Genomic DNA, 23868 nt, shown 5'->3' on the forward strand with positions numbered 1-23868 from the left:
AGGTGCCTAACGAACCTTCGCGAGCAGGCGGTCGATCGCGGCCAGTACCTCGGGCTCCATCAGGGTCGGCGCGTGTCCGGTATTGTCGATCGTGATCGCTTCCACGTCGCTCGCTCGGCGCTGCATCTCCGCGAACGTCTCTTCCGACAGCAGGTTCGACAAGGCGCCGCGGATGAGGAGCAAGGGTCGGTCGCTCAGTGCATCGAAACCCGGCCACAGATCGGGCGGAACGGCGCTGTCGTCCGCTTCCAGCATCGGCTCCGCCAGCTTCATGTCGTAATCGAACACGATTCTGCCGTTGCTGCCGATCACGAGATTGCGCTTTGCCATCGCCAGCCAGTCGTCGAGCGCGAAGGCGGGATGCGCCTCTCCGTGCGTATCGGCAAGCGAACGCGCCGCGTGCATCCATGTGGGAAAGCTGCGCCCCTGCCCGACGTAGGTGCGGATTTTCTCCAGCCCTTCCGGCTCCACGACCGGTCCGATGTCGTTGAGCGCCGCCGCCGCGATGCGCGAGGCATCCTGCGCCGCCTGCGCCATCGTCATGATGCCGCCCATCGACGTGGCTATGGCGACGTAGCGGTCGATCTTTTCCTGCTCCAGCAACGCGGTAAGGTCGGCGACATACTGCGGAACCGCGTAGGTCTGCGGATCGGGCGCATAGTTGCTGTCGCCCCGCCCGCGCATCTCGGGTACCAACACCCGCCATTCGGGCGCAAGACGCTCCGCCAAATGAGAAAAGTCGCGCGCGTTTCGCGTGAGGCCGTGGAGGCACAATACCGGCGGCCGGTCCTGCGCCGCCTCTACGCCCGTGTAGTCGCGGAAATGCAGCGTGAGGCCGTCTTCGCTGGTCCAGTGTCGGTTCTGATAGGGCCGGTCCGTCATGGCAGATGCGCTAGCCCCAAGCCCGCCCGTGCGCAATCGCGGGGTTGCAGCCCGTCCCGCCAAGCGCCACGTCACAAGGCGATGGACAGTCAACAACCCGCCCGCCCGCTCGGCTCCTCCTACCGGCCCGACACGCCGATCAGCGAGCTCGCCTCGTGGCTGGCCGATCCGGTCGAAGCCGCCGACTTTCCCGAGACGCGGCTGCGCTACCGGGCGAAGGACGCGGCAGCAGACGTGGGCCTCGCCGACCTAGGCGACGAGGAGTGGACCGCGCATTTCGGTCGGTTCAAGCCGCTACCCGATAACTTGCCCGAGCCGCTCGCGCTCAAATACCACGGGCATCAGTTCCGGGTGTACAATCCCGACATCGGCGACGGGCGCGGCTTCCTGTTCGCGCAGATGCGCGACAGTGAGGGACGCTTGCTCGATCTCGGTACGAAAGGATCGGGCCAGACCCCCTATAGCCGGCAGGGCGACGGCCGGCTGACGCTTCAAGGTGCGGTGCGCGAGCTGCTGGCGACCGAAATGCTCGGCGCGCTGGGCGTGAACACCTCCCGCACCTTTTCGATCATCGAGACCGGAGAAGCGCTGACCCGCGGCGACGAACCCTCGCCCACCCGCTCGGCCGTGCTGACTCGCCTGAGCCACGGACATATCCGCATCGGCACATTCCAGCGTCTGCTCGCGCTTGAGCAAACCGAGCATATGGAAGAGTTGGTCCACTACTGCCTCGAACAGTTTCCCGGCCCCCTCCCGCCCGAAGATGCGCCGGGACGAGACCAGCCAGCCGTCATCCTGATGCACCAGGTGGTCGAACGCATGGCCGACCTCGCCGCCAGCTATATCGCCAGCGGCTTCGTTCACGGCGTTCTCAATACGGACAACATGAACGTATCCGGCGAGAGCTTCGACTATGGGCCGTGGCGCTTCCTGCCCGAATGGAACGGCGGCTTCACCGCGGCCTATTTCGATCACGCCGGTCTCTACGCCTTCGCCCGCCAGCCCGAATCGATCCACTGGAACTGCGGCCAGCTCGCCGTGTCGTTGCGGGCGCTGGCCGATTCCGAACCGCTGATCGCCGCGCTCGAACGCTTCGGTCCTCTTTACATAAAGGCCGCCGGACGGCGCTGGTGCTGGCGGCTCGGTCTGAAGTCGCGCGGAGCCGAAGCGGACGGTGCGCTCATCGCCGCAAGCGAACGGCATATGCGCGAGCAGGGAATGGCGCCCGACCTCTTCTTCCACCGCCATCGCGGCGGCCGCGATGCCGACGGTCCCCTCGCCGAAGCCATGCGCGGCTACGAGAGCACGAACGGCAACCATGCGGTGTGGGAAAAGGACGCTCCGCCCACGCTCGTCCATAGCGAGGTCGAGCGCATCTGGGCCGCGATCGCATCGGACGACGACTGGCAGCCGCTGTGGGACAAGCTCGATCACATTGCCCGCTTGAAGGAAGCGCTCGGCACAGCGCCCGAACCGGCCGGACATCGGCGGTGACGACTTTCCCGCTGAAACCTGCCCTGCCGCGGGACACCGGGGGCGCCGCTTTCCATTTGGAAACCGCGCGGGGGTATGCCAGATGCCCCGGTTGAGGGAAGCTCCGGCTAATACGAAGAATAGGAACGAGGCGGTTTGAGCGAACAACTGACATCTCACGAGCCGGCAACCGGCAAGGAATTCTGGCGCGGAGAGGCCGGTGACGTGGACCGCGCCGTCGCCCGTGCCCGCGAGGCGTTCCCCGATTGGGCGACGCAGCCCGTCGCGCGGCGGATCGAGCTCACCCGGCGGTTCGCCAACGTCGTGCGCAAACACGCGGACGATTTCGCCGAACTCATCGCCCGCGAAACCGGCAAGCCGCTGTGGGAAGCGCAGACCGAAGTGCAGGCGGTCATCGCCAAGGTGGACATTTCGGTGACCGCCTATGCCGAGCGGACGGGGCAGAAGAAGCTCGACAGCGCGCTTCAGGGCAAGGCATCGCTGCGCCACAAGCCGCACGGTGTCATGGTGGTCCTCGGCCCCTACAACTTCCCAGCGCACCTGCCCAACGGCCACATCGTCCCGGCGCTGATCGCGGGCAACACGATCGTGTTCAAGCCGAGCGAGAAAACCCCGGTGGTCGGCGAATTTCTCGTGCGCTGTTTTCACGAGGCGGGCATCGGCGAAGACATCGTGCAGTGCCTTCACGGCGGACCTGAGGAAGGCAAGGCGCTGGTCAAGCATGACGATGTGAACGGCGTGCTGTTCACCGGTTCGGCCCGTGCCGGTATCGCCATCAATCGCTCGCTTGCGACCAATCCGGCCAAGATCGTGGCCCTCGAAATGGGCGGCAACAATCCGATCCTCGCACTGAAAACGCCCAAGGTGGACGATGCCGCGGCGACCGTGATCCAGTCGGCCTTCACGACCGCCGGACAGCGTTGCACCGCCGCCCGCCGCCTGATCGTGACCGAAGATTTCTACGACGAACTGATCCCTGCGGTGAAGGCATTGGCGGACCGCCTCATCCTCGACGAACCGTTTGCCGATCCGGCACCATTCCTGGGGCCGGTAATCGACAACGCGACGGCCGAGCTCCTCGGAGAAAGTTTCCTCGCGCTGATGAGCCGGGGCGGCAAGCCGATCAAGCATATGAAGCGTCCGAAGGCCGACCTTCCCTTCCTCAGCCCGAGTATCATCGACACCACCGAGCTCGAAGAACGGCCCGACATCGAGCTGTTCGGGCCGTTGCTGCAGGTAATCAGGGTGCCGGATATGGAAGCGGGCATCAGGGAAGCGAACAACACGCGCTACGGCCTGTCCGCCTCGCTGCTCGGCGGTAATCCCGCGCAGTTCGAGACCTTCTGGACGAAGATCAACGCCGGCATCGTCAACTGGAACCGGCCGACGAACGGAGCATCCTCCGCCGCGCCGTTCGGCGGCATCGGCCTGTCCGGCAATCACCGTCCGGCTGCGTTCTACGCTGCGGATTACTGTGCTTATCCCGTATGCAGCACGGAAATGGAGCAGCCGCGCGCTACCATCGGAGTAGGACTGGCAGACGCTTGACTGCTTCCTGTCCGGCCTGCCCGAAGACAAAAAAGGCGCCCTCCCGATCGCTCGAGAAGACGCCTAGTTTTTGCGACCCGAAGGTCACGTCCGCGGCCGTGGGTGGGCACGGCCGAAGATCGTTGATAGGTTAGCGGCAGCGCGAGCTGCGGCGGTCGATTTCGCGGCCGAGTAGCGCGCCACCGGCCGCGCCGAGGATTGCGCCGAGCGTGCGGTCGCCGCGTCCGGCCACTTCATGACCGATGAGACCGCCGACGCCTGCACCGATCAGGAGACCGGTCGTACCGTCGTCCTTCTTGCAGTAGTAGCGACCATCGCGGGCGCGCCAGATGCGCGTGTCCCGGCGGATCGGCTCACCGTAATCGCTCCGGCCATAACGATCGTCGTCGTAGTAACGGTCGTGTCCGTGACCATGGCCGCGGCCACGCTTCTTGTGTTCGGCAGTGGTATCCGCCCAGGCCGGTGCCAGTTCGGTGTAGGCGGAGGTCGAAACCGCGGCGCTGTGCGAAGCGGGGGCCGCCATCGCCGACGGAGCAACGGTAAGGCCCGACGCTGCGACGGTGAGGGCGGCGATTTTCAGTGGCTTGATATTCATGGCTCTATTCCTTCCTTTTCCAATCGAACCCGGTGAAACCTTGTACTGGTCCCTGGATGATCCGGGTCTCGACCGATCCAGTGCGTTCATGTTTAGAGCGATGAAGCTGAACAGATCGCAACTGCGATGTCAGATTTGAAGTTTGCGACGAATCGAATGAAATCGCCCGGCGAATTGCACTTTGAAGCGCACACAAGAGGGGTCTAAGGGCCCTCAATGAACCCCGAAGAGCACCGAGCCCCCGCCAAGAGCGGCCTTCCCGCAGCGCTTGGGGCTTACATCACCTGGGGGTTCCTTCCCCTATACCTGCTGCTTGTCGCCGCAGTCCCGGCGTTCGAACTGGTCGGCTGGCGAATCATCTGGACCGTGCCGATCTGTCTCGCGATCGTCTGGTTTCGCGGTCAGGGCGCGGAAGTTCGAACTGCCTTCGCCGACTGGCGCGTGCTCGGCTGGCTGGTGCTGAGCGCGGCGCTGATCGCGGCGAACTGGCTCATCTACGTCTGGGCGATCCAGAACGAGGCGGTCTATGCCGCGAGCCTCGGCTATTACATCAACCCGCTGCTGAACGTCCTGCTCGGCACGCTCCTCTTGGGCGAGCGGCTGAGCCGGCTGCAATGGGCTGCGGTCGCGCTGGCAGGGATCGGCGTTGCCATCCTCGCCGCGGGCGCGATCACGACGCTATGGATCAGCCTTGGCCTCGCGTTCAGCTTCGGAACTTACGGAGTCGTCCGCAAGCAGGTGGCAGTCGGCGCGCTGCCCGGCCTCACGATCGAATCGCTGCTGCTCATCCTGCCCGCGGGCGGTGTCGTGTGGCGGTATGCGCAGTCGGCGAGCGGATCGTCCTTCACTATTGCCCCGTGGCTGTCGCTTGCGATCATGGCGGGCGGAGTGCTCACGGCGATCCCGCTGCTGATGTTCGCCATCGCGGCGCGGCGCATGGCCTATTCGACGCTCGGCTTCATCCAGTTTCTTGCGCCCACGATCGTCTTCGTGCTCGGCCTCACGGTATTCGGCGAGGAATTGCGCCCCGTTCAGCTCGGCTGCTTCATCTGCATCTGGAGCGCGGCGGCAATCTTCATGTGGGACCTCTACGCGCGCGGCCGGGCCCGCCCGATCCCGCCGCCCGCCGACTGAGGTTTCAGTTCTTCAGCCGCCAGCGCAGTGTCTCGCCCGCCCGGTAAGGCACGATCGGCGCTTCGCCACCCGACACCTCCTCCGCGACCGTGACGTCTTCGCGCACCAGCGTCGCTGTGCCTTCGTTGAGCGGCAGTCCGTAAAAGCGCGGTCCGTTTTCGGACGCGAAGGCTTCGAGGCGGTCCAGCGCGTTTTCCTCTTCGAAGACGCTCGCATAGACTTCGAGCGCATGCGGCGCGTTGAAGATGCCCGCGCAGCCGCACGATGTTTCCTTCAAATGCCGGTGATGCGGCGCGCTGTCGGTGCCGAGGAAATACTTCGGGCTGCCCGAGGTCGCGGCCTTGCGCAGAGCCAGCCGGTGCTTCTCCCGCTTGGCGACCGGCAGGCAATAGGCGTGCGGCCGGATGCCGCCGGCAAAGATCGCGTTGCGGTTGATTTCGAGATGCTGCGGCGTGATGGTCGCGCCAACATTGACGCCCGCGCTTTCGACGAAGCACACCGCGTCTTCGGTCGTGATATGCTCGAACACGAGCTTCAGCGCCGGATGCCGCTCGACCAGCGGTGCGAGCACCCGCTCGATGAAGACCGCTTCCCGGTCGAAGATATCGACGTCGCTGTCGGTTACCTCGCCGTGCACCAGCAGCGGCATTCCGATCTCTGCCATGCAGGCGAAGACCGGATCGAGATGCCGGACCTCGCTGACGCCGTGCGCGGAGTTGGTCGTGGCATTGGCGGGATAGAGCTTCGCTGCGGTGAACACGCCTTCCTCGAACCCGCGCGCAACTTCCCCCGGCTGGGTGTCGTCGGTAAGGTAGCAGGTCATGAGCGGCGTGAACTCCGCGTCGTCCGGCAAGGCGGCCACGATCCGCTCGCGGTAGGCGCGCGCCGCGTCCACGCTCGTCACCGGAGGCGCAAGGTTGGGCATGACGATCGCGCGGGCGAACTGGCGTGCGGTAAACGGCAAGACGGCCGCCATTGTCGCACCGTCGCGCAAATGCAGGTGCCAGTCGTCGGGGCGGCGGATGGTGATCGTGTCCATGCCCAGCGTCCTAATGCGCAGGCGCACGAATGTCAGCCGCCAACGCTCTCATGCTTGGCCTTTTCCCGCGCACCGCGTTAGGGCGGGGCCATGACCCGGATCATCTTTCTCGCCTGTCACAACACGTTGACGGACGCGCCGCAGCGCCGCCCCGATGCGTTCGAGCACGACTACCAGCTTGCAGCCTTGCAGGAGGGGCTGGCCGCACACGACCTTAAGGCCGAGGAACTGGACTGGCGCGCGCCAATCGAGGATTTCGCCGGAGCGGACGCGATCCTGCTTGGAACGGCGTGGGATTACCAGGACCATGCGGCCGAGTTCGCGCAGCGCCTCGAAGCGCTGGAAGAAGCAGGAGCCGCCGTCTTCAACCCGGCGACGGTCGTGCGCTGGAACATGGACAAGGGATATCTGCGCGAACTGGCCGAACGCGGCGTGCCGACCATCCCGACGCACTGGGCGGACAACGCCGGACCGGACGACCTCGCCGCGGCTTTCGAGGACTTCGAAACCGACCGGATCGTGGTGAAGCGGCGGATCGGCGCAGGCGGGGAAGGGCAGAGCCTCATCCACAAGGCGGACCCTGCCGCGCACGACTTCACCATGGACCGCCCCGCCCTCATCCAGCCGTTCCTTCCCTCCATCGCCGAGGAAGGCGAATATTCCTTCATCTTCATCGACGGTGTGCTGTCGCACACGCTCGTCAAACGCGCGGCAGCGGGCGATTACCGAATCCAGTCGTCTTACGGCGGCACGGAAAGCGTGGCTTCCCCGAACGATGCTGACGCCGAATCCGCGGAGAAAGTGGTGAACGCCCTGCCCTTCCATCCGCCCCTCTACGCCCGCATCGACATGGTGCGCGGCGAAGACGGCGGCCTCTTTCTCATGGAAGCCGAGCTGATCGAACCCTATCTCTTCCCGGTACAAGGGCCGGAACTCGGCCCCCGCCTCGCCGATGCCATCGTCCGCCGACTGGAGAAAGCATGACCGAAAGCCGCCTGTTTAGCCGCGCCATCATCCGCCTCTCGCCCAAAGACGAGAAGGAAAACGTCGCCGATTTCCTGCAAGGCCTGGTCACGAGCGACGTGAAGGGAAGACTGCCGGTGTGGGCCGGGCTGCTCTCGCCGCAGGGCAAGACGCTGTTCGATTTCATCGTCTGGCCGGCGGGCGAGATCGAGCTGCTGCTCGATTGCGAAGCCGACGCGGCGGACGAACTGGTCAAGAAGCTCTCGCTCTACCGGCTTCGGCGCGGGATCGAGATTGCGGTGGACGAGAAGCTCGGCGTCTACTGGCAGAAGCAACTCGGCGACGGCGGTGCGCCCGATCCGCGGCACCCGGGCCTCGGTGAGCGCTGGCTGTCGCCGGTCTCCGAGAATGACGAGGCGGCGGACGCGGAATGGCTGAAGCACCGGTTGTCGCTCGGCGTGCCCGAAGGCCGCGCCGAACTCGGCGACATTTTGTGGTTGGAAACGAACGCGGTCGAACTCGGCGGGGTCAGCTTCGAGAAGGGCTGCTACGTCGGGCAGGAAAACACCGCGCGCATGAACTGGCGGCAGAAAGTCAACCGGCGGCTGGTGGTCGTGCCGCTAGCGCAGTCGGAAGAGAAGCGGCAGAAAGTCGCCTATTCGGAGTTGGACAAGGCCGTCGATCACCTGCGTGTTGCCGACCTCGACCCCGACGCGCTGCCCGATTGGCAGGCGAAGTCGCTGCAGGCTAAGCCAGCGGATTGACCTTCTGGATCGAATCGGCGAGCATCTGCTCCGCCCTGACACGCGCCGTATCGCGGCGCAGTTTTAGCGAGCGCGAAAGCTGCGCGCCCATCAGCGCATCGCCCAGTGCCAGCAGCACGAGCGTCAGCGTCTCCTCGTGAACGCGTGAAACCTCTTCATGGCCCGATTCTGCGGGCGCGATCTCGTCGACCAGTTCATGGATCGTCTCGACGATGGGATCGAGCGCATCCTCGTTCCCCGTCAGCAGCATCCAGCTGGCGAGCGCGCCTGCCCCCTCTCGGTCGAACGCGTCGAAGGCGAGGTCCACGACTTCCCGCGGACTGCCGAGCCCGGCCCGGCTCGCCGTCACGGCATCGCGGATCGTGTGGCACACGGCCTTGGCGAGATGCGCGGCGAGCGCCTTCTGCAGACCCGCGGCCGAGCCGAAATGATGCAGGAGATTGGCGTGTGTACGCCCGATGCGCCCGGCGACCGCCTTTAGTGTAACCGCCTGCGGCCCCGCTTCCATCAGCAGACCGCGCGCGGCCGTAAGCGCGGCAGTGCGCGATTCTTCGGGGGACAGACGTTTACGGGTCGCCATCGGTTTGCGGGCAGCTCCTTCCTTGGCTTCGTGCGTAGTTTCCGCGGCGCGGTTGTGCAAGCCGCGGACCTTCGCCGGTAATGCGCAGATGCTTGACATCGGGCCTTAACACTTTACTTACATAGATGTCAGTAAGGAAGAGAAATGAACGCTCCGATCAACCAGGACACCCTTTCGGTAAACCCCCGCAGCGGCAAGATGTCGCCGCATACGCCGGACGATCTTACCATCACGATCCGTGACGAACGCTTCAATCGCGATTCGCAGCCGGAACGCTGGTGGGCGGGCGAACCCTTCGGCACGGCATGGCATAATGCGCTGTCCGCGACCTTTCCGCGCGGCGAGGCTTTCTTCATCGAAGCGGTGAAGGCGCACCGCGAAGGTGCACCGCCCAAGCTGGCCGAGGAAATCCGCGCTTTCGTGAAGCAGGAAATCAATCACACGCGCGAGCACATCGCCTTCAACCGGCTCGCGGAGGAACGCGGCTACGACATCAAGGCGATCGACAAGCGTACCGAGCAGCTTCTTGCCCTCACCAAGAACCGGCCGCCGATCGCGAACCTCGCGGTGACCATGGCGCTTGAGCATTACACCGCCATGATGGCGCACGAGTTCCTCGCCAACCCGCAGCACTTCGCCGATTCGGATCCGGAAGTGCGCGATATGTGGCGCTGGCACGCGGTCGAGGAGATCGAGCACAAGGGCGTCGCATACGACACCTGGCTGCACGCGACCAAGAACTGGAGCGCGTGGCGCCGCTGGCGCGTACGCAGTCTCGTGATGCTGATGGTGACGATGCGTTTCTTCAAGAACCGCTGGATCGACGCGATGATGCTCCTGCGGCAGGACGGCATCACCGGCTGGCGCGCGCGCTGGGGTATGTTCAAATACCTTACCGTGTCGCCGGGCGTCGTGCGCCGCATCTTCCCCGCATGGCTCGCCTATTTCAAGCCGGGCTTCCACCCGTGGGACCACGACGACCGCAAGCTGATCGCGAAGTACGAAAGCGACTTTCCCGACGCGGTAATGCCCGCGGAGTGAGCATCTCTACCGAGCCGCCGGTTCAGGCGGCGCGGGGATAGTCTTCGAGTGTAAGTCGCACGTCCTCTTCCGAAGCATGAGCAGCGGCGAGGTCGATCGCGTAATCTGCGACCGGGTCTTCGCGCCCGCGCGCGAGGCTGAAGCCGGGCCGGATTGTGCCGGTCTTCGTGAAGCCGGCCTTTTCGAGAACCCTGCCCGAGGCTGGATTGTCGAGAAAGTGCGAGGCCACCAGGTGCCGATGGCCGATGCTGCGCGCCACTTCGATCACGCCGCGAGCGGCTTCCGCAGCGAAGCCCCGTCCCCAGAACGGCCGCGCGATCCAGTAGCCGATCTGGACGTCGCCGCTGACGGGCTCGATCCCGAGGCCGGCCTGTCCGATCAGCCCGCTACCGGGAAGCAGTACCGAAAAATTCGGAAGCATGGGATCGCGCTTCAGCGCCACGAAGGCCTGCGCGTCTTCCTCACGGTAGGGCCACGGCGCGGTCGCAAGGTTGCGCACGACCTGTTCCTCGGCGATGCCGCGGTAGATCGCCTGCCAGTCCTCGGCAAAGACGGGCCGCAGGAACAGCCGCTCGCTCTTGTAAAACATCTCGCACTCCTTCCCGGTCATTCTTTTCAGCCGCGCCGTAGCGTCGCCGAGTGACCGTTTCATTGCGAGGGAGCGTCTTAAATGCGTCGAGGGAGAAGCGGCCCCTCTGTCGGAGTGGCCCCTTCTCCCTCGAAACGCCGAAATCATTAGCTCGGCGGGGCCATCCGGTGGACGGCCCTGTTCGTGAGTCGTCCGGTTATTCGGCTGCGTCCGCCATCATGTCCACGGACACGAATTTACGGCCGAGCTTGCCTTTATGGAATCGCACGATGCCGCCTTCGAGAGCGAAGAGCGTGTGGTCCTTGCCCATGCCGACATTGACGCCCGGATAGAACTTCGTGCCGCGCTGGCGCACGATGATGTTGCCCGGAACGACTTCCTGGCTGCCGAACTTCTTCACACCAAGGCGGCGACCTGCCGAATCGCGACCGTTGCGGGATGAACCGCCTGCTTTTTTATGTGCCATCGTTCGTTACCTTACTTCTTCGCTTCGTCGGTCTTGTCCGCAGCCTTCTTCGTGGCGGCGGTCTTCTTCGGAGCTGCCTTCTTCGCGGTCGCTTCGTCGCCGCCAGCTTCTGCCTTCTTGGCCGGAGCCTTCTTCGTAGCAGGCTTCTTCTCGGCCGCAGGAGCGGACTTCGTTTCGGCAGGCTTCTGATCGGCAGCCTTGGTCTCGGTCGGAGCGGCTTCCTTGGCCGGTGCAGCCTTCTTCTCGGCCTTGCTGTCGCCGACCTGCGTGATGCGCAGAAGCGTCATCTGCTGCCGGTGACCGGCCTTGCGGCGGTAGTTGTGACGGCGGCGCTTCTTGAAGACCGTGACCTTCTCGCTCTTCGCCTGCGCGATGATTTCTGCCGATACCGTAACCTTGCCGGCATCGGACAGCGTTTCGCCCTCACCTGCGAGCAGGACGTCGCCCAGCTTCACCGTGTCGCCGGCTTCGCCTGCGATTCTCTCGATTGCGATCTTGTCTCCGGCGGCAACCCGGTATTGCTTGCCACCCGTGCGCACAACTGCGAACATGCTGAATTCACTCTCAATCTAAAATGTTTGGCGGCTTCGGTCTGAAACCACGCGCCGAGCCATGCCGCGCATGCGCAGCCGCCTCGAAAGAAGGGTGCCGTTAAGCGATACGTAGCTTCAAGTCAACGGCGCCCCCGCCCTTTTTTGCGCTAGTGCCTTGCAAGGCACTAGCGGGAAAGCGGCGGAATGCTATGGCGGGCGGGCCATGAAGCGCATCTACCGTTTTCCTCATTTCGCCGCCGCAACCTGCCTTGCGCTGCTCGCCTCGGCCTGCGCCAGCACATCGGGCGATTATCCGAGCCTCGCGATTCGCGACGCCGAGCGCGCCAGCGGCTCGATGGACCCCGCCCCGGCAGACGAAGCGCCCGCGCCCGCTCCGCCGCTGCCCGCTGACTTCGTCCAGCGCCTTGCGCAGATCGGCGAACAGGCACGTGCCGCTCATCAGGCTTTCATGGCCGAGGTTCCGGCTGCGCGGCAACGCGTTCGTGCGGGCGGCAGCGCAAGTATCGCGACGAACGCCGGCGCCGCAGCCGAAGTTGCGCTGGCAAGCCTCGAATCGGCCCGGTCCACCACCGCCGTTTCGCTCGTCGATCTCGACAAGCTGCTGGTCGAGCGTGCGATCGCGCTCGAACCGGTCGAAGCTGTTGCTGAGTTGAGGCAAGAGGTCGAGGCACTGGTGGCCGAAGAGGACGCGATCCTCGCCGAACTACGCTAGTCCGCCTTCCAGCGAGCGAGCGCGTCGTGATCGTCGGCGCGCGGTTCGATCCAGCGCCATTCGCCCCCGCGCTTCTCCCGCTTCCACAGCCAGCTCGCGCTTTTGAGATGGTCCATCAGGAAATCCACCGCGTCGAAGGCGGCGCGGCGATGCGGGGCGGCGGCGGCCACCAGCACGATCGGCTGCGGCGGCGTCATCACGCCGACCCGGTGCCAGACGAGCACGCCGTCGAGCGCGAACCGCGCGCGTGCCTCGTCTGCAAGCCGCTCCATGCCCGGCAGGGTCAGTGGTTCGTAATGCGTTAGTTCGAGCGCCTGCGTCCCCCCGTCGTCGCGTGTCTTGCCAAGGAAGCTGGCGATAGCGCCCGCGCGTTCGTAGGTCGCGGAAAAGGCGGCAAGCGCTTCCCCGACGGAGAGGCCCTTGTCCAGCAGCCGCACGTCGCGCGGGTTATCAAGCGAGAGCCTAGCCACCGCTGACCGGCGGAAGCAGCGCGATCTCGTCGCCGTCCTGTGCGGTGAGCGAACATCTGTCGGTCAGCACCGCGCCGTTGACCGCAATGTGGACCCTTTCTTCGCCGAGCTGCGCGGCGACCGCCTCCGGAACGGCAGCGAGCAAGCTATTCCAGTCGAGCGGTCCCGCGACTTCGGCCGTGTCGTTCATCGCCAGATCGGCCAGCTTGCCCAGATAGACGAGGCGGATCACGTCAGCCCCCCGTTACCGACATGTGGCGCGGCTGCGCCGGTTCCTGCCCTGCCGCATCGATACGGAAGTGATGCTTCTCCGGCTTGATCGCCAGCGCGCGGTTCATCGCCTCTTCGAGTGCCGCGTCAGGCGTTTCGGAGCGCATCGCGGCGCGCAGATCGACCTGCTCACCGCCACCCAGGCAGGGATAGAGCTGCCCCGTCGTAGTGACCCGCATCCGGTTGCAGCCGGCGCAGAAATTGCTCGTCAGCGGCGTGATGAAGCCGAGCCGTCCGCCGGTCTCGGTGATATCGACATAGCGCGCCGGACCGCCGGTGCGGTGCGTGCTCGGCGTCAGTGTCCAGCGCTGCTCCAGATCGCGGCGGACCGCGTCGAGCGGGAGGTAGTGATCGAGCCGGTCGCCGTCGACTTCGCCCAGCGGCATCACCTCGATCAGCGTGACCGAATGCCCCTCGCCATGCGCCCAGCGGATGAGTTCGGGCAGTTCGCCTTCGTTCGTGCCCTTCAGCGCGACGGTGTTGAGCTTGACCTTCAGCCCGGCAGCCTTGGCAGCGGCAATTCCTTGCAGCACGCGCGGCAGGGCGTCGCGCCGGGTCAGCTTCGCGAACAGCTCAGGATCGCGGGTATCTAGCGACACGTTGATACGCTTCACCCCCGCATCCGCCAGCGCGCCGGCATGATCGGCCAGCTGCGTGGCGTTGGTCGTCAGCGTCAGTTCGTCGAGCTCGTCGCCGATCCGCGTGCCGAGCCGGCGAACCAGTTCCATCATGTCGCGCCGCACCAGCGGTTCGCCGCCGGTCAGGCGGATCTTGGTAACGCCGCGCGCGATGAAGGCGGTGGCGAGCCGCTCCAGTTCCTCGAGCGAAAGCACCTCGCGCTTCGGCAGAAAGCGCATCTTTTCGGGCATGCAATAGGTGCAGCGCAGGTCGCAGCGGTCGGTGACTGACAGCCGCAGATAGGTGATCCGCCGCGCGAACTGGTCGACCATCGGGCGGGTCTGGAGATCGGTCTCTCCGCTCATGCCGCGGCGGCCTCGTTTTCGCGCGCGGGCAGGTACTGTCCGGTGACGCCCGGTGCGGCTGCCAAGTAGTCGGCGATCCCGTCGACCGCTTCGGCAACCGACCCAGCGGTCATGTTGACCCGCTTCGGCGCGTGCTGCCGCGCAAGGCTGCGCACTGCGCCAAGCCGCCAGTCGTGGTGCGTGTGATCGGCAGGCGGCAGGACGAGGACTACTGCCTCCGCAGTATCGAGCGCGTCCGATATGCGCGCAGGCCACGCAGCGTAGAACGCCTCCGTCGCAGCGACCGGCGCTTCAGGCAGTTCGCCAATATCGAGGCGCGTCTGCTTCACCTCAGCCGCGTTCCCGCCGCAGCGTCATGCCGATTTGCTCGTTCGCCTCGGCAATGGCGAGCTTCACGATCTTCACCGTGACTGCGGAAATGCGGTCGTCTTGTTCCATCAACGTATCGCAGATGTGGTCGCCCACCGCCTCGATCAACTTGAAATGCACCCCTTCCGGCAAATTCAGTGCCGCGTCGCGGAGATCCATGTAGTTCTTGCTTTCCTCAAGCGGAGTATCGGGCGCGTAGTGTTTTGCCACGCGCAGTTCGGCGGACACGGTGATCCGCAGCGGCTGCGGCTTGCCGGTCTCTTCCGAATAGATGCCCGTCAGCACGTTCGTTTCCAGATCGGCGACGGTGAGGGTTAGGGAATCGCTCATCGCCTCCGTCCTAGCCGTCATTCGACCAGCGTGCGAATATTGCGGTCGGAAGCAGGCGTCCGCCCTCGCCGCTCTCGCGCACCGCGAGGTCGCCATGCTCGATCGTGCCGGGAAGATCGGCGCAGATTTCCTCGAGCAATCCGCCTAGCGCCAGCGAGGACAGGCGCACCGCGTAGACCGTCAGGAACAGGAAGCGGCTTTCGCTATCGAGCAGAGCGCGGCAATCGCGCAAAAGGCCGGGCAAACCCTCTTCTATCCGCCAGGTCTCGCCGTTGGGACCGCGTCCGAACTTGGGCGGGTCGAGGATGATCCCGTCGTAGCGCCGCCCGCGCCGAACCTCGCGCGCCGCGAACTTCGCCGCATCGTCGATGAGCCAGCGGATCGGACGGTCCTCCATGTCCGACAGCGCCGCATTCTCGCGCGCCTGTGCCACCGATTTCTTCGAGGCATCGACATGGACGACCGGGCCGCTTTCGCTAAGCGCCAGCGAGCCGACGCCGGTGTAGCCGAACATGTTGAGCGTCTGCGCCTCGCTCAAACCGGCAAGCCGCTCGCGCATCCAGTCCCACACCGGCGCCATATCAGGGAAGAACTGCAAGTGCCGGAAGGGGGTCGGCTGCGCGGTGAAGGTGACGTCTTTCCAGCTTACCGGCCATCCCTCCGCCGGAAGCGAGGGCGCGTCGGTCCAGCGCCCGCCGCCGTCTTCGTCGCTGCCAGGGATGAACTCGCTGGCTGCGTCCCAGTCCGCCTCGCGCGGGCTCCACATCGCTTGCGGTTCGGGACGGATGAAGCGGTGGCCGCCGAACGATTCCCATTTGCGCCCGCCGCCGCTGTCGAGCAAGCGGTAGCCGTCCCACCCCTCGCCGACCATCAACGCAGGCTGCTGGACCAGCTCCGCCATCAGCTTGCCGACCGGGTCGCGTTGGCCATGATATGCGCCTTCACCGCGTCGTAGTCGCCGGGAAGCTCGTCGCAGCTTTCCTCACGCGCAAAGAGGTCTCCGACGCGCGGCGGAAGCGAGGGGCGCGTCCCGGTCGCCTGTTCTACCGGATCGCGGAACTTCGATGGGTGCGCGGTGGCGAGCGTCACGATGGGAACCGCCCGCGGCAAATCCTGCAGCCGCGCGGCGTGAAGCCCGATGGCGGTGTGCGGGTCGATAACCTGGCCCGTATTCTCGCACGCCCAGCGCATCGCCTGCGCCATCTCCACCTCGTCGGCCCGCGCGCTCGTGAGCAGACCCGCCGCGCCGGTGCGCTGGAGATCGGTCAGCCGCATCGCTTTCGTGGTGTCGAAGCCGCGCATCTGCTCGGCCATGGCAGCGCCGTCGCGCCCGCCGCAGTCGAACAGCAGCCGCTCGAAATTGCTGCTGACCTGGATATCCATCGACGGCGCAGTGGTCGCAGTTACGCTCGCCGCGGAATAGTCCCCGTCGGACAGAGCGCGGTGCAGGATGTCGTTGACGTTGGTCGCGACCACGAGCCGCTCGATCGGCAGGCCCATCTTCGCCGCGACATAGCCCGCGAAAACGTCGCCGAAATTGCCGGTCGGTACGCTAAAGGCGATCTTTCGGTGCGGCGCCCCGAGTTGCAAGGCGGCCGCGAAGTAGTAGACGACCTGCGCCATCAACCGGGCCCAGTTGATCGAATTGACCGCGCCGATACGGAAGCGCGCGGTCAGTTCCTCGTCGCCGAACATGCGCTTCACCATCGCCTGCGCGTCGTCGAAGCTGCCACCTATCGCGATGTTGTGGACATTGGGCGCGCGTACCGTCGTCATCTGCCGCCGCTGGACGTCCGAGATCCGGCCCGAGGGATGCAGCATGAAGATATCGATGCCCTCCCGCCCTGCCACGGCGTCTATGGCCGCGGACCCCGTATCGCCGCTGGTAGCACCGACGATGGTCAGTTTCTCTCCGCGGCGGGCAAGAAATTTCTCGAACAGCAGGCCGAGCAGTTGCAGCGCGACGTCCTTGAACGCCAGCGTCGGTCCGTGGAACAGTTCGAGCAGCCAGTGCTGCTCATTTAACTGCACGAGCGGCGTCACCGCATCGTGGGCGAAGCGGCCGTAGGCTTCGCGGCATAGCTCGAGCAATTCGTCTTCGGTGAGGCTGGTGCCGACGAAGGGCTGCATGACCAGCGCCGCGAGTTCGGCGTAGGGGAGGCCCGCCATCGCCGCGATCTCGCCTTCGGAGAACTGCGGCCATTCACGCGGCAGGAACAGGCCGCCGTCGCTCGCCAGCCCGGCCAGCGTGACGCCTTCGAAGTCGAGCGGCTCCGCGCCGCCTCTGGTCGAGATATAATCCATCGCGGCTAGGCGGTTAGCCCCGCCGGATGCCTGCCGCAAGCGAGCGCGGCTTTGCGCGTATCAATCTGACCTGTTCCGCCGGCGCAGCGAAATGACGTAGATCACGAAAGCGACGATAGCGAAGATGAACCACTGGACCGCGTAGGCGACGTGGTTGTTGGGAAGCTCGCGCGGATCGGGCAGCGCGAGCGGCTCAAGGCCGATGATCGGCGGATCGGCGACGAGGCGCGGCCCCGGTGCGATTACGCCGAGCAGCGCCCCGCCGTTCCAGTCCGGTTGCTGCGGCGCGCGCGACCATCCGATATCGGCAATGAACTCGCGCCCGGAATTATCGATACAGGTGGCTCTCTGCGCCCAACCCTTCGCCCCGTCTTCCCGCGTGCCGGCAACCGCACCATAGGCGGCGACGCGCGAACAGGTCAGCGAGGTCCGGCGGTAGAGCGCCGCTTCCGCCTCTTCCTCGGTATCGGGCCATGCGGCCTCTTCGCGCATCTGCTGCGCTGCGAGCGCCGTCGCGATAAGCGCCTCCTTCTCTTCCGCGCGCGCCAGTTGCCAGACGCCGAGGCCAAGCATGATGAGGCACGCGGCGACCACGATGATGGTCGCGCCGATGGGGAAGCTTCGGCTCACGGCGTATCGTCCGAGCGCGAGGACGGGGAGGCCGCTTCGCCCGCCGAGTTGCGATACTCGCTGATAAGCAGCAGCGCTTTCGCTACCCGCAGCCCGCCGAGCACCGAAAGGATGGTGAGCGGCGTCCAGATCAGCGCATGGACCCATAGCGGCGGACGAACCGCGATATCGAGCCATAGCGCCAGCCCGATCAGAATGCCGCCGATGATGAGCGTGAGGAATGCCGCCGGTCCGTCACCGACATTGAAACGGCTGAAGTCGAGCCCGCAGGCGCGGCATCTCTCCGAGAACTTCACCGGCCCCGCGAAGAGGGTACGAGCCTCGCAGCGCGGACAGCAACCGAAAAGGGCAGCCTCCGCGATGGATGGCTGCCCCTTGCGTTCTGGCGGTGTTTCGCCTGCCGGCATCAGTGGTAAGCGACGCCCGCGCTGCCCCAGACGTAGACGACGATGAACAGGAACAGCCATACCACGTCGACGAAGTGCCAGTACCACGCTGCCGCTTCGAAGCCGAAATGCTGGCGCGGCGTAAAGTGGCCCTTGTAGGTCCGCACAAGGCAGACGATCAGGAAGATCGTACCGACGAGGACGTGGAAGCCGTGGAAGCCCGTCGCCATGTAGAAGGCCGAGCTGTACGTATTGCCGCCGAACTCGAACGGAGCATGCGCATATTCATACGCCTGAATGCAGGTGAATACCGCGCCGAGGATGACCGTCGCCCACAGGCCCTTCTTGAGGCCGTCCCGGTCGCCGTGGATCAGCGAGTGGTGCGCCCAGGTGACCGTGGTGCCCGAACACAGCAGGATCAGCGTGTTGAGAAGCGGCAGTTCGAACGGATTGATCACGGCCTCGATCGCGACCGGCGGGAATGTTCCGCCGATGATCTCGTTGATCTCGCTCGGGAACAGGGAAAAGTCGAACCAGCTCCAGAACCATCCGACGAAGAACATCACTTCGGACGCGATGAACAGGATCATGCCGTAGCGCATGTGAAGCTGCACGACTGGCGTATGGTCGCCGCGCTCGGCTTCCTTCACGATGTTCGAGAACCAAGCGAAGAACGTCGCGATCAGACCGGCGACACCGAGCCCGAGAATCAGCCAGGCATTGGCCATTTCGTTCATGTAGAACACCATGCCGGTGGTGAACGTCAGCGCGGAAAACGATCCGACAAAAGGCCAGATATCAGGCGGGAGAATGTGATATTCGTGATTGACGTTGCCAGCCATTGTCCATGCGTCCTGTTGGTGTTCGCCCCGCCCTTAAACAGCGTTTCGTGCGGGGTCCAGTAAGTTAAGAGGCGGCTTCCGCCTCGGCATCCTCGGTGCGGTGAAAGGTGTAGCTCAGAGTGATCTGTTCGACGTCCTTCGCGTTCTCGTCCTCGAGGATCGCGGGATCGACGTAGAACAGCACCGGCATGCGGACTTCCTGCCCCGGTTGAAGCGTCTGCTCGGTGAAGCAGAAGCACTGCACCTTGTTGAAGTATTTGCCGGTATACTCGGGTTCGACGTTGAAGCTGGCCGTGCCTGTGATCGGGATGTCGCTGTCGTTGCGCGCGGTATAGAACGCCATGTCGCGCTCGCCGATCTGGACCGTATCGGTCGGATACTCGGGCTTGAAGCGCCAAGGCACGTCCCGCGCGACATTCCCGTCAAAGCGGATCGAAATAGTGCGCGTGCCGCTCGACTTCGCGAACGCGGCGGCGAGGTCCGCATCTGCCTCGCTGGCGACCTGCGTCGTCCCGCCGAACCCGGTGACGCGGCAGAACATGTCGTAGAGCGGCACTGCGGCATAGCCGAGGCCAAGCATCCCTGCCGCCATGCCCGCGGCCATCAAACCCGTGCGGATATTAGCGTCCATGGCCGTTCAGTCCCCCATCCGCACGATGGTGATCGCGTAGAACAGCACGACGAAGGCGAGCAGAACCACCCCGACCACGAGGTTCCGGCTCTTGCGGCGCCGCTTGTATTCGCGCTCTTCCTCAGGCGTCATGACAGTAATCCGTGGTTGGCCGCGACGCGGTCGAGAACCAGCGCCGCGAACAGGGCGAAGAGGTAAACGATGCTGAAGGCGAACAGGCGCTTCTCGGGCCGCATCGTATCGCCTTCGCCCGATGTTCGCAGCCCCACCGGTATGGACAGGGCCAGGAACGCGAGCGACAGGACAAGGGCCGCGCCGCCGTAGATCACGCCGGTCCCGCCGATGAACCAAGGGGCAGCCGCAATCGGTACCAGCAGAGCGGCATAGAGAACGATCTGCCGACGGGTAGAAGCCTCGCCGCGTACGACCGGCATCATGGGAATGCCGACTTTCGCGTAGTCGCTCTTCACGAACAGCGCGAGCGCCCAGAAGTGTGGCGGCGTCCAAAAGAAGATGATCGCGAACAGCAGGATCGGCATTGCCGTTATCTCGCCGGTGACGGCGATCCAGCCGATCAGGGGCGGGAATGCTCCCGCGCCGCCGCCGATGACGATGTTCTGCGGCGTCCGCGGCTTCAGCCAAATGGTGTAGACAACCGCGTAATAGACGATCGACAGCGCCAGGATGGCAGCGGCAAGCCACCCGATCGCGAGGCCCATTACCCCGACGGACGTTGCGGAAAGCAGAATGCCGAAGTCGCGCGCATCCTCGCGGCGCAGGCGCCCTTCGGGTAGCGGGCGCTTCGCCGTGCGCTTCATTCCGCGGTCGAGATCGGCTTCCCACCACTGGTTGAGTGCAGCTGCACCGCCTGCGCCGAGCGCGATGCACAGGATGGCGGTAAATCCGAGGACCGGGTGGATGGTGCCGGGCGCGGCAATCATCCCGCAAATGCCGGTGAAGATCACCAGCGTCATCACGCGTGGTTTCGTCAGCGCGAAGAAATCGCGCCAGTCGGCCGGTAGCGTGGGAGAAATCGCGGTCAACATTGCATTGTCTCCGGCGCTCGGCCGGTTCCTGGGTTCCTTCATTGCGCCGGCTGCCGCATCATCGAATGCCGCAGCCCGGTCGCGCTTGGCTGCCACCACCCCCGCGGGAGAGGGATACAGAAGGCCGCGCGGGCCGCCCGATCCCCCGGCGCTTCGGTCAAGCCCGTGCCGGTTCGTCCGAACGCGGCAGGTGGTTATGGTAGTCGTGATGCTCCTCGATCACGGGCAGCGTTTCGAACTGGTGATACGGCGGCGGGCTCGACAGCGTCCATTCGAGCGTCGTCGCGCCTTCGCCCCAGTAGTTCGCCGGCGCCTTCTTGCCTGCGGCCAGCGCGTAGAACACGTTGACGAAGAAGATCACCATCGACGCAGCCATGATGATGTAGCCGTAGGACGAAATCTCGTTCCAGTAGGTGAACGCTTCAGCGTAGTCCGGATAACGGCGCGGCATCCCCTGCATTCCGAGGAAGTGCTGCGGGAAGAAGATCACGTTCACGCCGACGAAGAACACCCAGAAGTGCAGGTGCGCGAGGAATTCGCTGTGCATCTTGCCACTGATCTTCGGGAACCAGTAGTACCAACCCGCGAACAGCGAGAAGACCGCGCCCATCGACAGCACGTAGTGGAAGTGCGCCACCACGTAATAGGTGTCGTGGAGGTTGTCGTCGATCCCGCCGTTGGCGAGCACGACGCCGGTCACGCCGCCCACGGTGAACAGAAAGATGAAGCCCAGCGCCCAGACCATCGGCGACTTGAACTCGAGGCTGCCGCCCCACATCGTCGCGACCCAGCTGAAGATCTTCACGCCGGTCGGCACGGCGATGACCATCGTCGCGGCGGTGAAGTACATCTTCGTGTTCACGTCGAGGCCGACGGTGAACATGTGGTGCGCCCAGACGACGAAGCCGACCACGCCGATCGCGACCATGGCGTAGGCCATGCCTAGATAGCCGAACACGGGCTTGCGGCTGAAGGTCGCCACGATCTGACTGATCATGCCGAAGCCCGGCAGAATCATGATGTAGACTTCCGGGTGACCGAAGAACCAGAACAGGTGTTGGTACAGGATCGGATCGCCGCCGCCCGAAGCGTTGAAGAACGTCGTGCCGAAGTTGCGGTCGGTCAGCAGCATGGTGATCGCAGCCGCCAGTACCGGCAGAGCGAGCAGCAGCAGGAACGCCGTGACGAGCACCGACCACACGAACAGCGGCATCTTGTGCAGCGTCATGCCCGGTGCGCGCATGTTGAAGATGGTGGTGATGAAGTTCGTCGCGCCGAGGATCGAGCCAGCACCAGCAAGGTGAAGCGAGAAGATCGCGAAATCGACTGCGGGTCCTGGCGAGCCGACGTCGGTCGACAGCGGTGCGTAGACCGTCCAGCCTGTACCTGCGCCGAGGCCGCTCGGCCCGCCGGGTACGAACATGGAGAACATCAGGCTCAGGAAGCCGGCGACCGTCAGCCAGAACGAGATGTTGTTCATGCGCGGGAACGCCATGTCCGGCGCGCCGATCATCAGCGGTACGAACCAGTTGCCGAAGCCGCCGATCATCGCCGGCATGACCATGAAGAAAACCATGATCAGGCCGTGCGCCGTGATCAACACGTTCCAGTGATGCAGCGCCGCGTTGAGATCGGCATCGCCGACGCCAATGAACGGCGTGACCGAATTCAGGACCTGGATGCCCGGTTCGGCAAGCTCGGCGCGCATCACGCCCGAGATCGCGCCGCCGATGATGCCGGCGCAGATCGCGAAGATCAGGTAGAGCGTACCGATGTCCTTGTGGTTCGTCGACATGAACCACCGGGCGAAGAAGCCCGGCTTGTGGTCCGCATCATGCGCGTGCCCGTGGTCTTCGGTATGAGCCTGGAAACTGTCAGCGGTAGTGGCCATCGGTTCTGTCTCTTCAACTAATCTCTATCAGGAACGGCGGCCGGTGCCGCGCGCTCCAACTGCTACTGTATCGTTCTCGGCACCTTCGGCTTCGCTTTCGGTACCGTCCGCAGCATCTTCGCCTGCACCGTCGGCCGCTTCAGCGCCTTCGCCGAGTTCGACCGTTTCGCCCGCAGGCTCATCACCGACGGTCCCGCCCTGGGCGCGAACCCATGCCTCGAACCGGTCGCGCGGCAATGCTTCGACGGCGATCGGCATATAGGCGTGACGTGCGCCGCACAGTTCGGAGCACTGGCCATAATATATGCCCGGTTCCTCAACTTGGAAGATGCGCTCGTTAATCCGTCCCGGAACAGCGTCGAGCTTGAACCACAAGGACGGAACCGCGAATGAATGAATCACGTCGGCCGCAGTCGTCTGCAGGCGGATCGGCGTGTTGACGGGAACGACCATCCGGTTGTCCACTTCGAGCTGCGCCGGGAAGCCCTTAGCTTCCGCCTCGTCTTCCGGCATCATGTTCGAGATGATCTCGAAATCGCCGTTGTCGGGGTAAGTGTAGGTCCAGTACCACTGGTAGCCGGTCGCCTTGATCGTGACCGCGTCGGCCGGCGGAGCCTCGTACTGGCTCGCGAGCAACCGGATCGAGGGAACAGCGATAACCAGCAGGATCAGCGCCGGCACGACCGTCCAGATGACTTCGATCAGCGTATTGTGCGTCGTGCGCGAAGGCTTCGGGTGCGACTTGCGATTGTAACGCACGATGACCCACAGCAGCAGAGCCAGAACGAACAGGCTAATAACGGTAATGATCGGCAGCAGGATCGCGTTGTGCATCCACAGCGCGTACTGGCCGTCCTTCGAATACTGTTCCTGGAAACCAAAGGCACCCGATTCCGGCTGTCCTTTGATCATTTCCGGGCCCATCGGAACATAGGCATCGGCACCCGCGGCCGCATCGCCCCGCTCGCCTGCACCGACCAGCGGCGACACGTCGTTCTGCGGGGTCGCAGCTTCGGGAGCCATCGGCTCGATATTCGCCGGATTGGCCTGCGCGAACACCGCTTGCGGCGCGAGCATGAGTAACAAGGCCGCAAAGAAACTGGCGATGGACTTGGACGAATTCATTGGCTCGAAATATCCTGTGCTCGATCGATTCCGCTTGCCGAAAGGCGTATTGGCGTCCCGATCGCACGGCGATTACGGCGCAGAATGCGCGGACGATGCCGTATGATGCGGGTGCAATTCAAGGCGCCTATACGCCCGCTTGCCCGCAGCCTCAAGCGCTTCTAGGAGAATTTTCTGCCGCATGCGGCGCCGCGTCAAGTTTCCGTAGCGTGACGCAGCTGAAATTTCCG

The 23868-nt window shown here is 64.7% G+C and carries 29 protein-coding genes; 7 read left to right on the forward strand and 22 right to left on the reverse strand.

Annotation, left to right across the window (positions count from 1 at the left end; all coding sequences use genetic code 11):
- Positions 1–6 precede the first annotated feature (6 nt).
- Positions 7–882: an alpha/beta fold hydrolase gene (locus HUV48_RS11215; RefSeq protein WP_176267891.1), complete on the reverse strand. Its 876-nt coding sequence runs from the start codon at positions 880–882 to the stop codon at positions 7–9.
- A gap of 81 nt (positions 883–963) precedes the next feature.
- On the opposite strand from HUV48_RS11215, the gene HUV48_RS11220 reads away from it, so the two are divergent.
- Both HUV48_RS11220 and astD read left to right on the forward strand, forming a co-directional pair.
- Complete coding sequence (locus tag HUV48_RS11220) at positions 964–2376, forward strand: protein adenylyltransferase SelO family protein (protein WP_176267892.1); 1413 nt, start codon at positions 964–966, stop codon at positions 2374–2376.
- A 135-nt stretch (positions 2377–2511) separates the two neighbouring features.
- Positions 2512–3924, forward strand: a complete 1413-nt coding sequence (gene astD, locus HUV48_RS11225; protein WP_176267893.1) for a succinylglutamate-semialdehyde dehydrogenase — start codon at positions 2512–2514, stop codon at positions 3922–3924.
- A 130-nt stretch (positions 3925–4054) separates the two neighbouring features.
- Here the strand turns inward: astD and HUV48_RS11230 are convergent, their stop codons facing one another.
- On the reverse strand, positions 4055–4519 hold the full coding sequence (locus HUV48_RS11230) for a glycine zipper 2TM domain-containing protein (protein WP_225871663.1): 465 nt from the start codon (positions 4517–4519) through the stop codon (positions 4055–4057).
- 216 nt (positions 4520–4735) lie between these two features.
- Between HUV48_RS11230 and rarD the strand changes: the two genes are divergently transcribed.
- On the forward strand, positions 4736–5653 hold the full coding sequence (gene rarD / locus HUV48_RS11235; protein ID WP_176267894.1) for an EamA family transporter RarD: 918 nt from the start codon (positions 4736–4738) through the stop codon (positions 5651–5653).
- Between the two features lie 4 nt (positions 5654–5657).
- Here the strand turns inward: rarD and pyrC are convergent, their stop codons facing one another.
- Positions 5658–6692 carry a dihydroorotase gene (pyrC, locus tag HUV48_RS11240; RefSeq protein ID WP_176267895.1) on the reverse strand — a complete coding sequence of 345 codons (1035 nt, stop codon included), beginning with the start codon at positions 6690–6692 and terminating at the stop codon, positions 5658–5660.
- Positions 6693–6782: 90 nt separating this feature from the next.
- Here pyrC and HUV48_RS11245 point away from each other — a divergent pair, with 90 nt between their 5' ends.
- The gene (locus HUV48_RS11245; RefSeq protein ID WP_176267896.1) at positions 6783–7676 is read left to right on the forward strand and encodes an ATP-grasp domain-containing protein; all 894 of its coding nucleotides are present in this window, start codon (positions 6783–6785) and stop codon (positions 7674–7676) included.
- Positions 7673–8419, forward strand: a complete 747-nt coding sequence (gene ygfZ / locus HUV48_RS11250) for a CAF17-like 4Fe-4S cluster assembly/insertion protein YgfZ (RefSeq protein ID WP_176267897.1) — start codon at positions 7673–7675, stop codon at positions 8417–8419. Before HUV48_RS11245 ends, ygfZ begins: the two co-directional genes overlap by 4 nt.
- Here the strand turns inward: ygfZ and HUV48_RS11255 are convergent.
- Positions 8403–8999: a TetR/AcrR family transcriptional regulator gene (locus HUV48_RS11255; protein ID WP_176267898.1), complete on the reverse strand. Its 597-nt coding sequence runs from the start codon at positions 8997–8999 to the stop codon at positions 8403–8405. The two genes, ygfZ and HUV48_RS11255, sit on opposite strands and share 17 nt — an antisense overlap.
- Positions 9000–9197: 198 nt before the next feature.
- Between HUV48_RS11255 and HUV48_RS11260 the strand changes: the two genes are divergently transcribed.
- Complete coding sequence (locus tag HUV48_RS11260; RefSeq protein ID WP_225871675.1) at positions 9198–10040, forward strand: metal-dependent hydrolase; 843 nt, start codon at positions 9198–9200, stop codon at positions 10038–10040.
- Between the two features lie 22 nt (positions 10041–10062).
- Here HUV48_RS11260 and HUV48_RS11265 read toward each other — a convergent pair whose 3' ends face one another.
- From HUV48_RS11265 to rplU, 3 genes are all read right to left on the reverse strand, one after another.
- A complete protein-coding gene (locus HUV48_RS11265) occupies positions 10063–10629 on the reverse strand; it encodes a GNAT family N-acetyltransferase (protein ID WP_176267900.1) in 567 nt (188 codons plus the stop codon).
- Between the two features lie 196 nt (positions 10630–10825).
- Positions 10826–11095: a 50S ribosomal protein L27 gene (gene rpmA / locus HUV48_RS11270; RefSeq protein WP_176267901.1), complete on the reverse strand. Its 270-nt coding sequence runs from the start codon at positions 11093–11095 to the stop codon at positions 10826–10828.
- Between the two features lie 11 nt (positions 11096–11106).
- Positions 11107–11646: a 50S ribosomal protein L21 gene (gene rplU / locus HUV48_RS11275; protein ID WP_176267902.1), complete on the reverse strand. Its 540-nt coding sequence runs from the start codon at positions 11644–11646 to the stop codon at positions 11107–11109.
- Positions 11647–11851: 205 nt separating this feature from the next.
- Here rplU and HUV48_RS11280 point away from each other — a divergent pair, with 205 nt between their 5' ends.
- Positions 11852–12361: a hypothetical protein gene (locus tag HUV48_RS11280; protein WP_176267903.1), complete on the forward strand. Its 510-nt coding sequence runs from the start codon at positions 11852–11854 to the stop codon at positions 12359–12361.
- Here HUV48_RS11280 and HUV48_RS11285 read toward each other — a convergent pair.
- From HUV48_RS11285 to coxB, 15 genes are all read right to left on the reverse strand, one after another.
- On the reverse strand, positions 12358–12831 hold the full coding sequence (locus tag HUV48_RS11285; protein ID WP_176267904.1) for a molybdenum cofactor biosynthesis protein MoaE: 474 nt from the start codon (positions 12829–12831) through the stop codon (positions 12358–12360). The two genes, HUV48_RS11280 and HUV48_RS11285, sit on opposite strands and share 4 nt — an antisense overlap.
- Positions 12824–13063: a MoaD/ThiS family protein gene (locus HUV48_RS11290; protein WP_318656092.1), complete on the reverse strand. Its 240-nt coding sequence runs from the start codon at positions 13061–13063 to the stop codon at positions 12824–12826. Before HUV48_RS11290 ends, HUV48_RS11285 begins: the two co-directional genes overlap by 8 nt.
- Before the next feature lies 1 nt (position 13064).
- Positions 13065–14084 carry a GTP 3',8-cyclase MoaA gene (gene moaA / locus HUV48_RS11295; protein WP_176267905.1) on the reverse strand — a complete coding sequence of 340 codons (1020 nt, stop codon included), beginning with the start codon at positions 14082–14084 and terminating at the stop codon, positions 13065–13067.
- On the reverse strand, positions 14081–14413 hold the full coding sequence (locus HUV48_RS11300; protein ID WP_176267906.1) for a Rossmann fold domain-containing protein: 333 nt from the start codon (positions 14411–14413) through the stop codon (positions 14081–14083). The genes moaA and HUV48_RS11300 overlap by 4 nt, the downstream gene beginning before the upstream one ends.
- Position 14414: 1 nt before the next feature.
- Positions 14415–14783 carry a dihydroneopterin aldolase gene (locus HUV48_RS11305; protein ID WP_176267907.1) on the reverse strand — a complete coding sequence of 123 codons (369 nt, stop codon included), beginning with the start codon at positions 14781–14783 and terminating at the stop codon, positions 14415–14417.
- A gap of 10 nt (positions 14784–14793) precedes the next feature.
- Positions 14794–15684, reverse strand: coding sequence for a class I SAM-dependent rRNA methyltransferase (locus HUV48_RS11310; RefSeq protein WP_176267908.1), 891 nt, complete (start codon positions 15682–15684; stop codon positions 14794–14796).
- Positions 15684–17087 carry a threonine synthase gene (gene thrC / locus HUV48_RS11315; RefSeq protein ID WP_176268026.1) on the reverse strand — a complete coding sequence of 468 codons (1404 nt, stop codon included), beginning with the start codon at positions 17085–17087 and terminating at the stop codon, positions 15684–15686. The genes HUV48_RS11310 and thrC overlap by 1 nt, the downstream gene beginning before the upstream one ends.
- A 60-nt stretch (positions 17088–17147) precedes the next feature.
- A complete protein-coding gene (locus tag HUV48_RS11320) occupies positions 17148–17717 on the reverse strand; it encodes an SURF1 family cytochrome oxidase biogenesis protein (protein WP_318656093.1) in 570 nt (189 codons plus the stop codon).
- Complete coding sequence (locus tag HUV48_RS11325) at positions 17714–18124, reverse strand: DUF983 domain-containing protein (protein ID WP_176267909.1); 411 nt, start codon at positions 18122–18124, stop codon at positions 17714–17716. The genes HUV48_RS11320 and HUV48_RS11325 overlap by 4 nt, the downstream gene beginning before the upstream one ends.
- The gene (locus tag HUV48_RS11330; RefSeq protein WP_176267910.1) at positions 18124–18945 is read right to left on the reverse strand and encodes a cytochrome c oxidase subunit 3; all 822 of its coding nucleotides are present in this window, start codon (positions 18943–18945) and stop codon (positions 18124–18126) included. The genes HUV48_RS11325 and HUV48_RS11330 overlap by 1 nt, the downstream gene beginning before the upstream one ends.
- 64 nt (positions 18946–19009) lie before the next feature.
- Positions 19010–19576 carry a cytochrome c oxidase assembly protein gene (locus HUV48_RS11335; RefSeq protein WP_176267911.1) on the reverse strand — a complete coding sequence of 189 codons (567 nt, stop codon included), beginning with the start codon at positions 19574–19576 and terminating at the stop codon, positions 19010–19012.
- A 6-nt stretch (positions 19577–19582) separates the two neighbouring features.
- Positions 19583–19708 carry a cytochrome c oxidase system small membrane protein gene (locus tag HUV48_RS14530; RefSeq protein WP_263970500.1) on the reverse strand — a complete coding sequence of 42 codons (126 nt, stop codon included), beginning with the start codon at positions 19706–19708 and terminating at the stop codon, positions 19583–19585.
- Complete coding sequence (locus HUV48_RS11340; RefSeq protein ID WP_176267912.1) at positions 19705–20622, reverse strand: heme o synthase; 918 nt, start codon at positions 20620–20622, stop codon at positions 19705–19707. Before HUV48_RS11340 ends, HUV48_RS14530 begins: the two co-directional genes overlap by 4 nt.
- Positions 20623–20779: 157 nt before the next feature.
- The gene (ctaD, locus tag HUV48_RS11345; protein WP_176267913.1) at positions 20780–22513 is read right to left on the reverse strand and encodes a cytochrome c oxidase subunit I; all 1734 of its coding nucleotides are present in this window, start codon (positions 22511–22513) and stop codon (positions 20780–20782) included.
- Between the two features lie 27 nt (positions 22514–22540).
- On the reverse strand, positions 22541–23638 hold the full coding sequence (gene coxB / locus HUV48_RS11350; protein WP_176267914.1) for a cytochrome c oxidase subunit II: 1098 nt from the start codon (positions 23636–23638) through the stop codon (positions 22541–22543).
- Positions 23639–23868: the final 230 nt, after the last annotated feature.

The sequence above is a fragment of the Qipengyuania atrilutea genome, assembly GCF_013370205.1.
GTDB classification, from domain to species: domain Bacteria; phylum Pseudomonadota; class Alphaproteobacteria; order Sphingomonadales; family Sphingomonadaceae; genus Actirhodobacter; species Actirhodobacter atriluteus.

What these genes read in the sequence shown, in the direction of transcription:
- HUV48_RS11215 (WP_176267891.1), bottom strand. Translation starts at nt 882, where the DNA reads ATGACGGACCGGCCCTATCAGAACCGACACTGGACCAGCGAAGACGGC.
- HUV48_RS11220 (WP_176267892.1), top strand. Translation starts at nt 964, where the DNA reads ATGGACAGTCAACAACCCGCCCGCCCGCTCGGCTCCTCCTACCGGCCC.
- HUV48_RS11230 (WP_225871663.1), bottom strand. Translation starts at nt 4,519, where the DNA reads ATGAATATCAAGCCACTGAAAATCGCCGCCCTCACCGTCGCAGCGTCG.
- rarD (WP_176267894.1), top strand. Translation starts at nt 4,736, where the DNA reads ATGAACCCCGAAGAGCACCGAGCCCCCGCCAAGAGCGGCCTTCCCGCA.
- pyrC (WP_176267895.1), bottom strand. Translation starts at nt 6,692, where the DNA reads ATGGACACGATCACCATCCGCCGCCCCGACGACTGGCACCTGCATTTG.
- HUV48_RS11245 (WP_176267896.1), top strand. Translation starts at nt 6,783, where the DNA reads ATGACCCGGATCATCTTTCTCGCCTGTCACAACACGTTGACGGACGCG.
- ygfZ (WP_176267897.1), top strand. Translation starts at nt 7,673, where the DNA reads ATGACCGAAAGCCGCCTGTTTAGCCGCGCCATCATCCGCCTCTCGCCC.
- HUV48_RS11255 (WP_176267898.1), bottom strand. Translation starts at nt 8,999, where the DNA reads ATGGCGACCCGTAAACGTCTGTCCCCCGAAGAATCGCGCACTGCCGCG.
- HUV48_RS11260 (WP_225871675.1), top strand. Translation starts at nt 9,198, where the DNA reads ATGTCGCCGCATACGCCGGACGATCTTACCATCACGATCCGTGACGAA.
- HUV48_RS11265 (WP_176267900.1), bottom strand. Translation starts at nt 10,629, where the DNA reads ATGTTTTACAAGAGCGAGCGGCTGTTCCTGCGGCCCGTCTTTGCCGAG.
- rpmA (WP_176267901.1), bottom strand. Translation starts at nt 11,095, where the DNA reads ATGGCACATAAAAAAGCAGGCGGTTCATCCCGCAACGGTCGCGATTCG.
- rplU (WP_176267902.1), bottom strand. Translation starts at nt 11,646, where the DNA reads ATGTTCGCAGTTGTGCGCACGGGTGGCAAGCAATACCGGGTTGCCGCC.
- HUV48_RS11280 (WP_176267903.1), top strand. Translation starts at nt 11,852, where the DNA reads ATGAAGCGCATCTACCGTTTTCCTCATTTCGCCGCCGCAACCTGCCTT.
- moaA (WP_176267905.1), bottom strand. Translation starts at nt 14,084, where the DNA reads ATGAGCGGAGAGACCGATCTCCAGACCCGCCCGATGGTCGACCAGTTC.
- HUV48_RS11305 (WP_176267907.1), bottom strand. Translation starts at nt 14,783, where the DNA reads ATGAGCGATTCCCTAACCCTCACCGTCGCCGATCTGGAAACGAACGTG.
- HUV48_RS11310 (WP_176267908.1), bottom strand. Translation starts at nt 15,684, where the DNA reads ATGGCGGAGCTGGTCCAGCAGCCTGCGTTGATGGTCGGCGAGGGGTGG.
- thrC (WP_176268026.1), bottom strand. Translation starts at nt 17,087, where the DNA reads ATGGATTATATCTCGACCAGAGGCGGCGCGGAGCCGCTCGACTTCGAA.
- HUV48_RS11325 (WP_176267909.1), bottom strand. Translation starts at nt 18,124, where the DNA reads ATGCCGGCAGGCGAAACACCGCCAGAACGCAAGGGGCAGCCATCCATC.
- HUV48_RS11330 (WP_176267910.1), bottom strand. Translation starts at nt 18,945, where the DNA reads ATGGCTGGCAACGTCAATCACGAATATCACATTCTCCCGCCTGATATC.
- HUV48_RS11335 (WP_176267911.1), bottom strand. Translation starts at nt 19,576, where the DNA reads ATGGACGCTAATATCCGCACGGGTTTGATGGCCGCGGGCATGGCGGCA.
- HUV48_RS14530 (WP_263970500.1), bottom strand. Translation starts at nt 19,708, where the DNA reads ATGACGCCTGAGGAAGAGCGCGAATACAAGCGGCGCCGCAAGAGCCGG.
- HUV48_RS11340 (WP_176267912.1), bottom strand. Translation starts at nt 20,622, where the DNA reads ATGTTGACCGCGATTTCTCCCACGCTACCGGCCGACTGGCGCGATTTC.
- ctaD (WP_176267913.1), bottom strand. Translation starts at nt 22,513, where the DNA reads ATGGCCACTACCGCTGACAGTTTCCAGGCTCATACCGAAGACCACGGG.
- coxB (WP_176267914.1), bottom strand. Translation starts at nt 23,638, where the DNA reads ATGAATTCGTCCAAGTCCATCGCCAGTTTCTTTGCGGCCTTGTTACTC.